The organism is Streptococcus oralis, assembly GCF_965111685.1.
Taxonomy (GTDB): domain Bacteria; phylum Bacillota; class Bacilli; order Lactobacillales; family Streptococcaceae; genus Streptococcus; species Streptococcus oralis_B.
On the sequence record NZ_OZ217340.1, the window covers coordinates 431367 to 446052 of the forward strand.

Below are 14686 nucleotides of genomic sequence, written 5' to 3' on the forward strand. Positions count from 1 at the left end.
TGATTTTCATTTTTAAATGGAAAATAAGAGGAAATTTTTAGGATTTTCTAAAATTTTACTGTAAATACACTTGACTATTCACAAAATAGGTGTATAATGTGTTGTGAACTACTTAACAAATAAAGATTTCCAGCTCATGTCGACTAAGGATGGAAATCTTGTGTATAGACAGTTCAGTAGATATATAATAGAGCGTTGCGTCCGAAAGTCTATCCAGAAACGGCTCTTTAAAAACAAAAGGAGAAGATTATGAAAACAGAACCGATTCATCGTACCAGTATGTGGAAATTTAGGTTAAGTGCTGCCACCATGACTTTGATTCCCGCTGCCGTGGGGATTAACTATGTTGCCAAAGCCTTGGCGGAGGGGTTAAAGTTGCCCGTTTGGCTGGGGTCTTTGGGAACCTTTCTTACCAGCATGTTGGCTGGGCCGGTTGTCGGTGCCATTAGTGGTTTCATCAACAACGTGATCTATGGGCTGACCTTATCGCCAATTTCAACCGTGTATGCGATTACCAGCATCGGAATTGGGATTGCTGTCGGAGTTTTGCACGCCAATGGGTGGTTCTCGTCAGCGCGACGAGTATTTGTTTCTGCTATTATTATTGCCATCGTTTCAGCTGTCATTTCAACGCCTCTCAACGTCATCTTTTGGGGTGGTCAGACCGGTATCGCTTGGGGTGACTCATTGTTTGCGGTAATGGTCGCCAATCATGTACCCGTTTGGCTGGCCTCATTTATCGATGAGTTTGTCTTGGATATTTTGGATAAAGTCTGCGTGGCCTACCTGGCATTCTTCATCTATCGTCAGCTGCCGAAGCGGATGGTGCACTTCTTTAGCGATGATAAATGATGACTGATAAAACATTGATTTCTGGAGCGCCACGGGTCAAGCTCAAGTGGTACCAGGTGATCGATCCGATTACTAAGCTCTTGTTCATCTTGGACATGACGTTGTTGAGCTTTGCCAGTATGAATTTATTGCTTCAGGCCGGATTAATTCTTGTCGCAACTCTGCTATTGTTATTTTCCAAATTGAGTTCTACCACCTTTAAGGCGCTGGGATTCAGCCTGTTTCTAATTTGCACCATGCTGATCATCCAAGGGTTATTTTACAGTCGGAATCAAACTGTGCTGTTTTCTGTGCTTGGGGTGTCGTTCTACAAAGAAGGCCTGATTTACGCCACCACTCTAGGTTGTCGAGTATTGGTGATTATTTTGACCAGTGGCTTTTTTATGGTGACCACGAGTATTTCAGAAAACGCGGCCTATTTGGAACTGTCCGGATTGTCTTATAAAACCGTCTACGTTCTGATGTCGGTGTGTTATATTTTGCCGGAAATGATGCGCAATATGCGGAAAATCCAGCAGGCACAAAAAGTTCGCGGAACCAATCCGCAAAAAACGTTGAATCAGAAATTAAAGTCAGTCCTGCCGGTTCTAATTCCATTGGTGATTAAGACCTTGGAGCAATCGATGACGCGGTCGATTTCTCTCCAACTGAGAGGTTTTGATAATCTCAACCGGACTGTCAGAACCTCCCAGCGCGTGTATCGCCTGTCGCGGACGCTGCACATTGGTCTGACTGGATTGGCAATTTTATTGATTGGGTGGAAGATATGGACGAAGATAAACGGATTGTAATTGAAAATTTGACCACCCGTTATCCGGGTACTGAGCAACCACAACTGCGTCAGATTAACGCGGAGGTTCATACCGGCCAGGTGGTTGGGATTATCGGGAATAGCCACTCCGGCAAATCGACTTTGTGCCGTGTGCTGGCAGGGGTCATTCCCAAAATTGTGTCTGCTGAGATTGAGGGCGATTGGCACATGTTTGGCCAGCGAGTGTCCGACAATTGGCCCGTTTATAATGCCATGAATGGAGTTGTACTGCAAAATCCAGCTGGCCAACTAAGCGGGTTGGCAGACACGGTTGCCGATGAAATCGCCTTTGACTTGATTAATCAGGGAATGGCTGAAGGACTGATTCAAAAACGGGTTGAAGAAGTTGCCACGCAAATGGGGCTGATTGAACAGCTGAATTTGCGTCCCGAGAGCCTTTCCGGTGGTCAGATCCAGCGGTTGGCAATTGCCACGGCGATTGTGGCTAATCCGGCTGTTTTGATTATGGATGATCCGACCAGTGAGATGGATCCCCTTGGCCGCCGGCAATTTTTCCAATGGCTGGCCCAAGTCAAAGAGACGACTGTCTTCATTGTCACCAGTGAAATTGACGATTTGTGCGAAGTCGCCGACGTTGTGTGGGTGCTGCACGAGGGTCAAATGGTAGCCCAGGGCAGGCCGGGTGAGGTGTTTAATCATTTGGCAGCTGACTGGCAGATTCCAGCCCCGACAATCCAGCAACTTGCTCAAAAAATGGATTGGCACTTGGCTGATGGCCGGTATCCGGTGAATTACGCTGATCTGAAGGAGGTTCGTTATGTCCACAATTGAACTGAGCCACCTGACGTTCACTTATCCGGAACGGTCCTTTAGCTTGGATGTTGAAGACAAACACTTCGCCGATCCGATGGTGGCGATTGTCGGCCAAAATGGTGCCGGCAAATCAACGCTCTTCAAATTGTTGACGGGTTTGCTGACACCACAAACCGGTGTGATTAAGATCGATGGAGAAAATTTTAATGATCTTAAACCAGTCGAAAAGTTACTGAAGGTTGGGATTACTTTTCAGAATCCTGACGATCAGCTTTTCAACCCGACCGTTCAACGAGAGGTGGAGTGGAATGTCGCGCAGGTCATGGATGACCACGACACGATTACAAGGCGAGCTTTAGCGGCTCTAAAAAGAGTTGGCTTGGATGATAAAACAGCTGAAAGTCCATATGACCTGTCATTGTCGGAACGCAAGCTGTTGAGCGTTGCCACAGTTTTGGCAGTGGATCCGGCGATTTATTTATTTGATGAGCCGATGATGTCGCTTGATTGGGAAAGCCGGCGCAAGTTGACCGCAATTTTCCATCAGTTGGCTGATTCGGGCCACCAAGTTGTGACCATCACCCATGACATGGATTGGGTCGCCGCCGAGTTTGAGTCGGTGTATGTTATGGAACACGGGAAGTTTGGCTTCGCCGGTAGTCCACGAGAATTGTTCAGCAATCACGAACTTGTCCAGCGAGTGGGATTACTACCACCGCGGATTATGGACATAGCGGAGTCGCTGGGTGATTCACAGACATATTTATCGGTTAATGATTATTGCCAGAAAAATCGAGATGTATAGAAAAAGTCACCTCTGCGGGTTTTCCAGGTTGAAGGATTAACTTCAGCTTCTGGCAAGAACTCACATGGGTGACTTTTGTGTTTAATAACGTTTTATGATCATCGGGTGCTTCCTCAGATCACTCGGTTTGATTTTACTTTGTTTCATGGTCATAATCATATACCATTTCTTTTGGATTTTTTGTTTGACTAATACAAAATAGGTCTTCATAGGTCTTCGCATTTTTAGCGCTCATTAGGATCATCAGTATAATTTTCTGAATTAGGAGGCTGTCCCATCACTATTCGAACTTCGTCTCCCAACTTACGCTGTTCCTATTCATCCGTGAATCCTTTAAATCGCAATTCTGGAACTTTCTTTTTAACTGAATCATCTATTTTCGCCATAGTCCCCACCATTTTATTGGTTTTTCTTGTTCTTCTATCCTTTTTTGATCTTTGATTTGTTCCTGCAAATTTTCCAACTTCTCTTTAAGAGCGTTCACTTCATCTTTATATTGATTGTCTAAGTGTTTGAATTCTGTTTCCTGTGAGGGCATTTTGAGGGCTTTTAAGTTATCATTTTCCGCCTTGTATTCTTCTAGCAACTTTTTATCTTGCAAGGCTAATCGTTGTTACTGGTCTAACAAATTAGTTAGTTTTTCTATTTGTTGGTCTTTGGTATTTGATTTGCTACTACTTTCTACTTTACCTAAAATTATTTTTTCTGCTTTAGAATTTATTAGATTAGACCCATTGGAACTTTTAAGCTGTAATTCTTTTGGTAACCTTTGGTAGTGATATTGAATATTTTGTTTTGTAACACTCAACTCATCCGCCAGTTCTTTGATCGTTTTTAAGTCTTCACTCATGGTTTAAGTCCTGCCTTTTAACCGTTGGTAGATATTGTTCAATGGCTTTTTTGAGGTAGCGTGCGATATTATGCTTAGAATATTCTTCACGTCTGCTGGCAACATAAGACAAGTGGTCTTTAACACTATTTAGCCCTCTTAATTCTTTCAGTTCGTCATAGAGGGGGTAAACATGGACTTGCAATCCTGCCATGATTTTTGTATCTTGCATTTCAAACGGACTTAGCAACATATTTTCTAGCAATAGCGTGGTGTACTTGCTTTTCATTGCTTCAATAGCTAGCTTATCTTCGGTTTCTGCTTTGCGTGCTTTATCTTCTTGATAGGCGGTATCTTCTAACTTATAGCTGTTATCGTCTGCTCAACGTTTCTTTTGTAACCAGATATCCAATGTTAAACCGTCCGCATCAATCGCTCGATAGAGATAATGCCAACGCCCCTTAATTTTGATATAGGTTTCATCCATTTTCCACGAATAGAAGGACTGTTTATTTTTCTTTTTCCAGAGATGATAGAGGATTTTACTGTATTCTTGAACCCACCGATAAATCGTAGTGTGACAAACATTTATTCCACGGTCATAAAGCAATTCCTGAACTTCACGATAGCTCAGATTGTAACGTAGGTAATAACCAACAGCGACAATGATGACGTCTTGTTGGAATTGTTTGCCTTTAAAATGATTCATCTCTCAAGCCTTACTAACCTTTTTTCTGCTCTTTGAGAAGCTGAAGGTCGTGCTAGTAACTACCTATTTGGTTTGATTAATTCCATCATTTATCTGGTGCTTGCCCTTCAAAAAGGCTTCTATGGTGAGGTTTTAACAACTCTCTATTTTACAATTATGCAGCCAATTGGTCTCTTGGTTTGGATTTATCAAGCCCAGTTTAAGAAAGAACAACAAGAGTTTGTCGCACGTAAACTAGACGGCAAGGGTTGGACAAAGTATCTTTCTATGAGTGTTCTTTGGTGGTTGGCCTTTGGGTTTATTTATCAGTCTATCGGAGCTAATCGTCCCTATCGTGATTCTATCACCGATGCGACCAATGGTGTTGGGCAAATCCTCATGACAGCTGTTTACCGTGAACAATGGATATTCTGGGCAGCTACCAATGTCTTTTCTATCTATCTCTGGTGGGGAGAAAGCCTGCAAATTCAAGGGAAATACCTGATTTACCTGATCAATAGTCTAGTTGGGTGGTATCAGTGGAGCAAGGCAGCAAAGAGTGTTTAAAAAGTAAAAAAGGATCGGATGATCCTTTTTTATGTTAGAGCAAAATGAATAATACCGTAATGATAATAGCGCTCGTTATACGAACGATGTGGTGCGATATATGTTGGTTTTCTTGCTGTCGCCCGTTCCAGTAGGCACCATAGCAGACGATACTCGAACCCACAATCCATAGTAGAATGGTTGCCAGTGGGACGAAGTAAAAGATAGCTAGAGCCAGAGAAGTGATGCAACTGCCGACCAAGATGCACGTGTTTCCCAAACTGTAGTTCTTTTGTTTCATGGCTGAAAAAGCAGCAGCAAGGTGAAGCAGTGAGAAGGCGAGAGCTAGTACAATTGTTAGTATTCCTAGAATCATCGAAGTTAACATAGTTGGTTCCTTTCTGAGTTACAGGCTTAGTTATCAAGTGGAGTTCTAGAGGTCATCTCCATTACATCAAGGTAAAATCTCACCACTTGGTCTTCGGTATAAGATTTTCCTTTTTTTAGCCACCAAGTTAGGGTCTCGATAAAGTTTGTCACAACAAAATGCTGGAGGTAGGAGGCCGGAATGTTTGGATAGGCTTCTTGCAAATCCTCCGCTACCATGGGGTAAACGTGGTGTTCGAGCTCCTTATGTAATTGGCGGAGGAAGTAGTCGTTTTTGGAAAAAAGGAGACTGGTGACATGGTCCTGGTTTTTCTGAAAATGTAAAAAGATATGTGCGAGGTAGTCCTCGGTAGTAAAGTGTCCTTCCCTTTCAAAGAGATGATGAAAGAGGTAGCGACAGAGCTCATCTAAAAGGAGTTCCTTACTCTCGTAATGACAGTAAAAAGTGGAGCGCCCAACATCTGCCAAGTCAATGATATCTTGAACAGTAGTGACATCATAGCCTTTGTCGTTCAAAAGTTGTAAAAAAGCTTGATAGATAGCTTTTTTAGTCTTGCTGACTCGACGATCTCTTTTTTGCATATAGACACTTGGGGCTAACTGTTCAGAACTGAATAAGGCTGACAGTTTGCTTCTATCCTTTCTTTGGATTTTATTAGATAATACAAATGAAAGAAGTATGTATATACCCATTATACCAAAGGAGGGAGAGAAATGAGTTCTAAAACATCTATCTGGTTAGCTTTTTTCTTAAATTTAAGCTATGCGATAGTCGAGTTTATCGCAGGAGGAATCTTTGGTTCAAGTGCAGTTCTTGCTGATTCTGTTCATGACTTGGGAGATGCAATAGCCATTGGCATCTCAGCCCTTCTAGAAACGATCTCCAATCGTGAAGAAGATGGGCAGTACACCTTGGGTTACAAGCGTTTCAGCCTTTTAGGGGCTATGCTAACTGCTGTGATTCTTATGATAGGTTCTGTCCTAGTGATCTTGGAAAATATCACAAAGATCGTTCACCCTCAACCCGTTAATGAGGAAGGGATCCTCTGGCTGGGAATCATTGCAGTAGCTATCAATGTGCTAGCTAGTCTGGTAGTTCGAAAGGAAAAAACAAAAAACGAATCCATCCTTAGCTTGCATTTTTTGGAAGACACCCTTGGTTGGTTGGCTGTCATTCTAATGGCGATTATCCTCCGATTTACAGATTGGTATATCCTCGATCCGCTTTTATCGCTGGTCATTTCCATCTTTATTCTTTCAAAAGCTATTCCTCGCTTTGGGAGCACGCTGAAAATTTTCCTAGATGCTGTGCCAGAAGGGGTCGAGACAAATGATTTGGAGAAGGATTTAGAGGCTCTACCCAATGTCAAAAGTGTCAACCAACTTAGTATTTGGTCCATGGATGGTCTAGAGAACAATGCTATTGTTCACATTTGTATTAAGGACTGGGAACAGATGATGGAAACCAAAGAAGTGGTGCGTCAATTCTTAGAAGAAAGAGGCGTGCAGAATATCACTATTGAAGTGGATAGCAGTCAAAGCAATCATGCGCAACATAGGCGGAGGGTGGGAGAGTTAGAGCAGAAGCATGGGAATCATTAGTACAGAATCAAGAATGATTGAGCCCCTATGTTATTTGAAATAGAGTATTTTCTTTCTAGTTAAAATATTTTAAAAGTTTGGTAATTAAAAGAATTTTTCTTTTAGATGCAAAATGTTTGACTTGGAGTCAACTCAAAGTTGTATAATAAGATAAGTGAGTTATCATTGCTTAAATTCAATGAAGGATATGAAAGGAGGATAGTATATGAATATTAAATCTGCCAGCGACTTATTGGGAATTTCAGCGGATACGATTCGGTATTATGAGCGAGTTGGTCTTGTGCCACCGATTACTCGAACTGCAACTGGGATTCGTGACTTTCAAGATCAGGATATAGAAGCACTGGAATTTATTAAGTGTTTCCGTTCGGCGGGTGTCTCTGTAGACAGTTTAGTTGACTATATGTCGCTCTACCAAAAGGGGGATGAAACGCGAGAGGGAAGGCTTGGTATTTTAGAAGAGGAAAAGAAAAAATTAGAAGAGCGTTTGTCTCAGTTACAGACGGCTTTAAATCGCTTAAATCTCAAAATTAAACTTTACAAGGAAGGAAAATTTTAAATGAAATCAGCAGTATATACAAAGGCAGGCCAGGTTGGACTTGCTACAATTGAACGTCCGCGAATTATAGAAGCAGATGATGCTATTATCCGCATTGTCCGCACTTGCGTTTGTGGTTCAGACCTTTGGAGTTACCGTAATCCCGAAATCGAAGAAGGACATAGAAATAGCGGTCATGAGGCTATCGGAATTATCGAAGAAGTTGGTGAAAACGTTACTACAGTAAAAGCTGGTGACTTTGTCATAGCTCCGTTTACACATGGTTGTGGTCAGTGTGATGCTTGTCGTGCTGGTTTTGATGGTTCGTGTGATCATCATCCTGGTAACAACTGGTCAGGTGGTGTCCAGGCTGAGTATATTCGTTTCCACTTTGCTAACTGGGCGTTGGTTAAAATCCCAGGACAGCCTTCAGATTATAGCGAAGGTATGCTCAAGTCTCTCTTGACTCTTGCTGATGTCATGCCAACAGGCTATCATGCGGCGCGTGTTGCTAATGTTCAAAAAGGGGATAAAGTTGTTGTTATCGGTGATGGGGCTGTTGGTCAGTGTGCTGTCATCGCTGCTAAGATGCGTGGAGCATCGCAAATTATCCTTATGAGCCGTCATGAAGATCGTCAAAAGATGGCTATGGAGTCAGGTGCGACAGCTGTTGTTGCAGACCGTGGTCAAGAAGGAATTGCCAAGGTAAGAGAAATCCTTGGAGGCGGGGCAGATGCAGCTCTGGAATGTGTTGGAACAGAAGCAGCTGTGGATCAAGCTCTGGGAGTCCTTCACAACGGAGGTCGCTTAGGATTTGTCGGTGTACCGCACTATGAAAATCGTGCCATTGGCTCAACCTTTGGTCAAAATACAATAATCGGTGGTGGCCCAGCTTCTGTCACAACATACGATAAGCAATTCTTACTAAAAGCTGTTCTTGATGGTGATATCAACCCAGGCCGTGTCTTTACTTCAAGCTATAAATTAGAAGATATTGATCAGGCATATAAAGACATGGATGAACGCAAGACCATTAAATCGATGATTGTGATAGACTAGAAAAGAAAATCCTAATGGAGATTTGAGAATCTCTATTAGGATTTTTTATGTTGAACTGTTGTACTTAATGCAAAGTACTTTCCCTCAATGTCAGTCTGGTGCCCAGCATGGTTAGACTAGGGATTTTGCGACCGTGTAGAACTTCCTTGTTAAGAATATCCATACCTGCTCGGCCCATTTCTTCGGTATAGACGGTAATGCTAGAAAGAGGAGGATAGACCTGCTTGGTCAGGCTAGTGTCGTTAAAAGAAATGAGGCTGACGCGGTCTGGTAGGCTAATTCCAGCTTCTTGGAGGGCACGGAGGGCGCCGATAGCTAAACTATCGCTAGCTGCAAAAAATGCTGGTGGCAGTTGGTCTCCCAAACTCTGAATAGCCTCCTTCATCAAGTAATAGCCAGACTGGGCAGTAAAGCTTCCTTGAAAGACCAGTTCATCATGATAGATTCCCTTCGCTTGACTGTAGTTTCTGAAATTTTCAAGTCGCTTATCCTGGACGATTTCTTCTTGGTCAGTTGTTTCTTCAAGGCCGGTGAGAATCCCGATACGATCAAGCCCTTGACTGAGGAAGTGATCGACAACTTGTTTTACAGCAGTGTAAAAATCAGTGATAATACAGGTATGTCCCAATGAAAGTGTATCGCTGTCTAAAAAGACTAGGGGTTTTTGGTATTCTTCAAAGGCAGAAATCTGTGTTCGGCTGAACTTTCCTATACAGAGTATTCCGATTACCTCTTCGCTCAGTGTAAAAGGATGGTCATTAAAATAGCGCAAGATATCATAGTCCAACTCTTGGGCTCTTTTTTCAATACCGAGACGAATCTGGTAGTAGTAGAGGTCGTCTAGCTCCCCCTGCTCGCTGACCCATTGGATAATGGCAATTTTCTGCTTGGGCTTGTGGGATTCGCCTGTTTTGAGGTGCTTGTTATAGCCCAGCTCTTCAGCAACGGTTAAAATACGATGTCTGGTTTCTTCTGTAACAGATAGACTCTGGTCGCGATTGAGGACACGGGATACGGTCGCGATAGAGACAGAGGCTAGCTGTGCAATGTCTTTTAATGTAGCCATAAATCCTCCTCTTTTAGGTTAGTATATCATATTTTTCTTCTTTTTATCGGTTGTTTAGTAAAACTTTAGTAAAAAGGATTGACCTTGGTAAAAGCCTTGGATACAATAGAAGAAAACGATTACACGTTAAGGTGACTTATCGGACAGTCAAAGGAGAATTCATATGACACAACATCTTACTACTGAAGCCCTTCGCAAAGACTTTCTTGCCGTTTTTGGTCAAGAAGCAGACCAAACCTTCTTTTCACCAGGTCGTATCAATTTGATTGGTGAACACACGGATTACAATGGTGGACATGTTTTCCCAGCAGCTATTTCCTTGGGAACTTATGGGGCGGCTCGAAAACGTGACGACCAAGTTTTGCGTTTCTACTCAGCCAACTTTGAGGACAAGGGCATCGTCGAAGTGCCTCTTGCTGATCTCAAGTTTGAAAAAGAGCATAGCTGGACTAACTATCCAAAAGGGGTTCTCCATTTCTTGCAGGAGGCTGGCCATGTCATTGACAAAGGTTTTGATTTCTATGTCTTTGGGAATATCCCAAATGGTGCTGGCTTGTCTTCATCAGCATCCTTGGAACTCTTGACAGGGGTCGTGGCAGAGCATCTCTTTGATTTAAAACTAGACCGTTTGGATTTAGTTAAAATCGGAAAACAAACTGAGAATAACTTTATCGGAGTCAACTCTGGTATCATGGACCAGTTTGCTATCGGTATGGGGGCTGACCAACGTGCTATCTACCTAGATACCAATACTTTGGAGTACGACTTGGTGCCACTTGATTTGAAGGACAATGTTGTTGTTATCATGAACACCAATAAACGTCGTGAACTAGCGGACTCTAAATACAATGAGCGCCGTGCTGAGTGTGAGAAAGCTGTGGAAGAATTGCAAGTTGCTTTGGATATTCAGACCCTGGGTGAATTGGACGAATGGGCCTTTGACCAATACAGCTATCTGATTAAAGAAGAAAATCGTTTGAAACGAGCTCGCCATGCTGTGCTTGAAAACCAACGTACCCTTAAAGCTCAAGCAGCCCTTCAAGCAGGTGATTTGGAAACATTTGGTCGCTTGATGAATGCATCTCACGTTTCTCTTGAGCATGATTATGAAGTAACTGGTTTGGAATTGGACACCCTTGTTCACACAGCTTGGGATCAAGAAGGTGTTCTCGGTGCTCGTATGACAGGAGCAGGTTTTGGAGGCTGTGCCATTGCCTTGGTTCAAAAAGACGCTGTTGAGGCCTTTAAGGAAGCTGTTGGCAAGCATTACGAGGAAGTCGTTGGATACGCTCCAAGCTTCTATATCGCTGAAGTTGCAGGTGGGACTCGCATCCTTGACTAGTTAAAAGGAGGCTCTATCGTGACCTTAGTAGATAAATTTGTAACACATGTCATTTCTGAAAGTTCATTTGAGGAAATGGATCGAATCTACCTGACCAATCGTGTCTTAGCACGAGTAGGCGAAGGTGTTTTGGAAGTTGAGACGGATCTGGATAAAGTGATTGACCTCAAGGACCAGCTGGTCGAGGAAGCCGTTCGATTAGAGACGATTGAGTATAGTCAGACTGCGCGTGAAATCCTTGGTGCTGAACTGATGGACTTGGTGACCCCTTGTCCAAGTCAGGTCAATCGGGACTTTTGGAGCACCTACGCCCAATCTCCTGAGCAGGCAATTGCGGACTTTTACCAACTTAGCCAGAAAAATGACTACATCAAACTCAAGGCCATTGCTAAAAATATTGCTTATCGTGTACCGTCTGACTACGGAGAACTGGAGATCACCATCAATCTCTCTAAGCCTGAAAAGGATCCTAAGGAGATTGCGGCAGCCAAGTTGGTGCAAGCTAGCAATTATCCTCAGTGTCAGCTTTGTTTAGAGAATGAAGGCTACCATGGTCGGGTCAACCATCCAGCTCGTAGCAACCACCGGATTATCCGTTTTGAAATGGCGGGTCAGGAATGGGGCTTCCAGTATTCGCCCTATGCTTACTTTAATGAGCACTGTATTTTCTTAGATGGTCAGCATCGTCCCATGGCCATTAGTCGGCAGAGCTTTGAGCGTCTGTTAGCTATCGTAGAGCAGTTTCCAGGTTATTTTGCGGGCTCAAATGCTGACCTGCCGATTGTGGGAGGCTCTATCTTAACCCATGACCACTATCAGGGGGGACGACATGTTTTTCCTATGGAATTGGCTCCTCTGCAAAAGACCTTCTCTTTTACTGGTTTTGAACAGGTAAAAGCTGGGATTGTCAAGTGGCCAATGTCAGTGTTGCGTTTGACTTCGGATTCCAAAGAGGATTTTACCAACTTGGCTGATAAGATTTTGCAGGAGTGGCGCCAGTATTCAGATCCTAGTGTGCAGATTTTAGCAGAGACAGACGGGATACCGCATCACACTATCACACCGATTGCGCGTAAGCGTGATGGACAGTTTGAGTTGGACTTAGTCTTGCGGGACAATCAGACTTCGGCAGAGCATCCGGATGGCATCTATCATCCCCACAAGGATGTCCAACATATCAAGAAGGAAAATATCGGTTTGATTGAGGTCATGGGCTTGGCTATCCTGCCACCACGTCTGAAAGAAGAAGTGGAGCAAGTAGCAGCCTACCTTGTCGGAGAAGATGTCTCAGTTGCCGCTTATCATCAGGAATGGGCAGACCAACTCAAAGTCCAACATCCAGATCTGACGGATAAAGAAAAAGCCCTTGAAATCGTTAAGGATTCTGTGGGTGCTATCTTTGCACGTGTACTTGAGGATGCGGGAGTCTACAAGCAAACGGAACAGGGACAAGCAGCCTTTATGCGCTTTGTAGAACAAGTCGGAATTTTACCAGACTAGTGAATAATTCTTGCCTAGTCTTGTAAAAAGTAGTAGTATGATATAGTGTTTGAAATTTAGGAGGAAAAATATGAAAGATTTTCATTTTGACGCTATATCAGCTTTTGAAAATTATGAAATTAAAGAGATGAAAGATGGCCACGTTGAGGTGACGACCAAAGTAGTGGACTCGTCGCTCAACTACTATGGCAATGCTCATGGTGGTTATCTCTTTACCCTATGTGATCAGATTAGTGGATTGGTGCTCTTCTCGCTAGGATTAGACGTAGTGACGCTCCAATCCTCTATCAACTACCTCAAGGCAGGAAAACGCGACGATGTGCTAACCATTAAAGGAGAATGTGTCCATCAAGGACGCACAACCTGTGTCGTGGCTGTCGATATCTGCAATCAAGATGGCAAAAATGTCTGTAAGGCAACCTTTACCATGTTTGTCACAGGCCAGAGGTCGGATGAGAGACAGGTGAGGATATAAAGAAAGGTGAGTGGGATAAATTTTTCTCGCTCATTTTTAGTTTATGAGATATGTTAGAAGGAAGTATAAAAGAGAGTGATGAAATACAAAGGTAATAGGTACATATATGTGGTATACTAGTTATAGTAGATTTTTAATTGCTTATATAAAGTGAATTCTCATATTAGTGAGGAATTTTTGAATGGAATTACAATTTAATTTAGAATTAGTAGAAAACTATAAAAGTAATAGCCAAAAGGCTCGTATCTTAACGGAGGATTGGGTTTATCGTCAGTCTTATTGTCCTAATTGTGGGAAAAATCCCTTAAATCATTTTGAAAATAATCGGCCTGTAGCAGATTTTTACTGTAATCATTGTAGTGAGGAGTTTGAACTAAAGAGCAAAAAAGGAAATTTTTCATCAACAATCAATGATGGTGCCTATGCAACGATGATGGAGCGTGTGCAGGCAGATAATAATCCTAATTTCTTTTTTTTAACTTATACAAAAAATTTTGAGGTAAATAATTTTCTGGTCCTTCCAAAGCAATTTGTTACACCGAAATCAATTATTCAAAGGAAGCCACTTGCGCCAACTGCTAGACGAGCAGGTTGGATTGGTTGTAACATTGATTTATCACAAGTACCTTCTAAAGGAAGAATATTTCTCGTGCAAAATGGGCAAGTTAGGGATCCAGAAAAAGTTACAAAAGAATTTAAGCAAAGTTTATTTTTAAGGAAGAACTCTCTTTCAGTAAGAGGTTGGACAATAGAAATTCTAAATTGTATAGATAAGATAGAGGGTTCAGAATTTACCCTTGAAGATATGTATCGTTTTGAAAGTGACCTAAAAAATATCTTTGTTAAAAACAATCATATCAAAGAAAAGATTAGGCAACAGCTTCAAATATTAAGAGACAAAGAAATAATAGAATTTAAAGGTAGAGGAAAGTATCGGAAATTATGAAAACGAAACAACTTGTTGCATCAGAAGAGGTGTATGATTTCTTAAAAGTCATCTGGCCTGATTATGAAACAGAGAGTAATTATGAAAACTTATGTGTAATGGTTTATACTTTATCAGACCCTGATTGTGTGAGGTGGTTATCTGAAAATATGGAGTTTGGTGATGAGAAACAACTTTCTTTATTGAATAAAAAATATAGCTGGGAATATGGAGATGAATTACCAGAGTGGTTGGAAAGCCCAAAACATAGATTATTGCTAATAAGTGAGTTATTGGAGAGAAACTTAAGATGAAAAAGTATACTATAGAAATTACTGAAACTCTAACCCGTTTAGTGAGTATAGAAGCTGAAGATAAGTATGAAGCGGAACGTATTGTAAGAGAAAAGTATAAGAGTTGTGAAATTGTTCTTGATGCAGATGATTTTCAGGACTATGAGACTAGCATATATGAGTAGATGTTTTTA

16 protein-coding genes and 4 pseudogenes are annotated in these 14686 nt (G+C 42.1%); 13 read left to right on the top strand and 7 right to left on the bottom strand.

Annotated features, from left to right (window positions below; genetic code table 11):
* The first annotated feature begins 249 nt into the window (after window positions 1-249).
* The 4 genes from ACLV7H_RS02405 to ACLV7H_RS02420 are packed head-to-tail and all read left to right on the top strand — an operon-like array spanning window position 250 to window position 3242.
* A complete protein-coding gene (locus ACLV7H_RS02405) occupies window positions 250-852 on the top strand; it encodes an ECF transporter S component (protein ID WP_411866245.1) in 603 nt (200 codons plus the stop codon).
* Window positions 852-1643 (top strand): energy-coupling factor transporter transmembrane component T, encoded by a 792-nt coding sequence (locus ACLV7H_RS02410; RefSeq protein ID WP_411866246.1) that lies wholly within the window; start codon window positions 852-854, stop codon window positions 1641-1643. The genes ACLV7H_RS02405 and ACLV7H_RS02410 overlap by 1 nt, the downstream gene beginning before the upstream one ends.
* Window positions 1619-2455 carry an ABC transporter ATP-binding protein gene (locus ACLV7H_RS02415; RefSeq protein WP_000343048.1) on the top strand — a complete coding sequence of 279 codons (837 nt, stop codon included), beginning with the start codon at window positions 1619-1621 and terminating at the stop codon, window positions 2453-2455. Before ACLV7H_RS02410 ends, ACLV7H_RS02415 begins: the two co-directional genes overlap by 25 nt.
* Complete coding sequence (locus ACLV7H_RS02420; RefSeq protein ID WP_000103848.1) at window positions 2442-3242, top strand: energy-coupling factor ABC transporter ATP-binding protein; 801 nt, start codon at window positions 2442-2444, stop codon at window positions 3240-3242. The genes ACLV7H_RS02415 and ACLV7H_RS02420 overlap by 14 nt, the downstream gene beginning before the upstream one ends.
* A gap of 373 nt (window positions 3243-3615) precedes the next feature.
* Here ACLV7H_RS02420 and ACLV7H_RS02425 read toward each other — a convergent pair whose 3' ends face one another.
* The 4 genes and pseudogenes from ACLV7H_RS02425 to ACLV7H_RS02440 all read right to left on the bottom strand — a co-directional run.
* Complete coding sequence (locus ACLV7H_RS02425; RefSeq protein WP_001152920.1) at window positions 3616-3843, bottom strand: hypothetical protein; 228 nt, start codon at window positions 3841-3843, stop codon at window positions 3616-3618.
* A 12-nt stretch (window positions 3844-3855) separates the two neighbouring features.
* Complete coding sequence (locus tag ACLV7H_RS02430) at window positions 3856-4092, bottom strand: hypothetical protein (protein WP_001287839.1); 237 nt, start codon at window positions 4090-4092, stop codon at window positions 3856-3858.
* A pseudogene (locus ACLV7H_RS02435) lies at window positions 4085-4441 on the bottom strand (DNA replication protein); the annotation flags it as partial. The pseudogene ACLV7H_RS02435 and the gene ACLV7H_RS02430, both read right to left, overlap by 8 nt.
* Window positions 4442-4456: 15 nt before the next feature.
* Window positions 4457-4780: pseudogene (locus ACLV7H_RS02440) on the bottom strand (IS6 family transposase); the annotation flags it as partial.
* Between the two features lie 39 nt (window positions 4781-4819).
* Between ACLV7H_RS02440 and pnuC the strand changes: the two are divergent.
* Window positions 4820-5326: pseudogene (gene pnuC, locus ACLV7H_RS02445) on the top strand (nicotinamide riboside transporter PnuC); the annotation flags it as partial.
* Between the two features lie 34 nt (window positions 5327-5360).
* Here the strand turns inward: pnuC and ACLV7H_RS02450 are convergent.
* Both ACLV7H_RS02450 and ACLV7H_RS02455 read right to left on the bottom strand, forming a co-directional pair.
* The gene (locus ACLV7H_RS02450; RefSeq protein WP_007521059.1) at window positions 5361-5693 is read right to left on the bottom strand and encodes a hypothetical protein; all 333 of its coding nucleotides are present in this window, start codon (window positions 5691-5693) and stop codon (window positions 5361-5363) included.
* A gap of 26 nt (window positions 5694-5719) precedes the next feature.
* Complete coding sequence (locus tag ACLV7H_RS02455) at window positions 5720-6274, bottom strand: TetR/AcrR family transcriptional regulator (protein WP_411866247.1); 555 nt, start codon at window positions 6272-6274, stop codon at window positions 5720-5722.
* A 132-nt stretch (window positions 6275-6406) separates the two neighbouring features.
* Here ACLV7H_RS02455 and ACLV7H_RS02460 point away from each other — a divergent pair, with 132 nt between their 5' ends.
* From ACLV7H_RS02460 to ACLV7H_RS02470, 3 genes are all read left to right on the top strand, one after another.
* Window positions 6407-7294 carry a cation diffusion facilitator family transporter gene (locus ACLV7H_RS02460; protein ID WP_411866248.1) on the top strand — a complete coding sequence of 296 codons (888 nt, stop codon included), beginning with the start codon at window positions 6407-6409 and terminating at the stop codon, window positions 7292-7294.
* A 205-nt stretch (window positions 7295-7499) separates the two neighbouring features.
* The gene (gene nmlR / locus ACLV7H_RS02465) at window positions 7500-7853 is read left to right on the top strand and encodes a stress response transcriptional regulator NmlR (RefSeq protein ID WP_045592588.1); all 354 of its coding nucleotides are present in this window, start codon (window positions 7500-7502) and stop codon (window positions 7851-7853) included.
* Window positions 7854-8891: a zinc-binding dehydrogenase gene (locus ACLV7H_RS02470; RefSeq protein WP_045592587.1), complete on the top strand. Its 1038-nt coding sequence runs from the start codon at window positions 7854-7856 to the stop codon at window positions 8889-8891. It begins immediately after the preceding gene.
* Window positions 8892-8955: 64 nt separating this feature from the next.
* Here ACLV7H_RS02470 and galR read toward each other — a convergent pair whose 3' ends face one another.
* Complete coding sequence (gene galR, locus ACLV7H_RS02475) at window positions 8956-9957, bottom strand: DNA-binding transcriptional regulator GalR (protein ID WP_411866249.1); 1002 nt, start codon at window positions 9955-9957, stop codon at window positions 8956-8958.
* A 163-nt stretch (window positions 9958-10120) separates the two neighbouring features.
* Between galR and ACLV7H_RS02480 the strand changes: the two genes are divergently transcribed.
* From ACLV7H_RS02480 to ACLV7H_RS02500, 5 genes and pseudogenes are all read left to right on the top strand, one after another.
* Entirely contained in the window at window positions 10121-11299 is a 1179-nt protein-coding gene (locus ACLV7H_RS02480) for a galactokinase (RefSeq protein WP_411866250.1), read from the top strand.
* Between the two features lie 18 nt (window positions 11300-11317).
* Window positions 11318-12799, top strand: coding sequence for a UDP-glucose--hexose-1-phosphate uridylyltransferase (locus ACLV7H_RS02485; protein WP_411866251.1), 1482 nt, complete (start codon window positions 11318-11320; stop codon window positions 12797-12799).
* Between the two features lie 70 nt (window positions 12800-12869).
* On the top strand, window positions 12870-13274 hold the full coding sequence (locus tag ACLV7H_RS02490; protein WP_411866252.1) for a PaaI family thioesterase: 405 nt from the start codon (window positions 12870-12872) through the stop codon (window positions 13272-13274).
* Between the two features lie 181 nt (window positions 13275-13455).
* Window positions 13456-14220, top strand: a complete 765-nt coding sequence (locus ACLV7H_RS02495) for a DpnI domain-containing protein (protein WP_411866253.1) — start codon at window positions 13456-13458, stop codon at window positions 14218-14220.
* Window positions 14217-14677, top strand: a pseudogene (locus ACLV7H_RS02500) (DpnD/PcfM family protein). Before ACLV7H_RS02495 ends, ACLV7H_RS02500 begins: the two are co-directional and overlap by 4 nt.
* The last annotated feature ends 9 nt before the right edge of the window (window positions 14678-14686 follow it).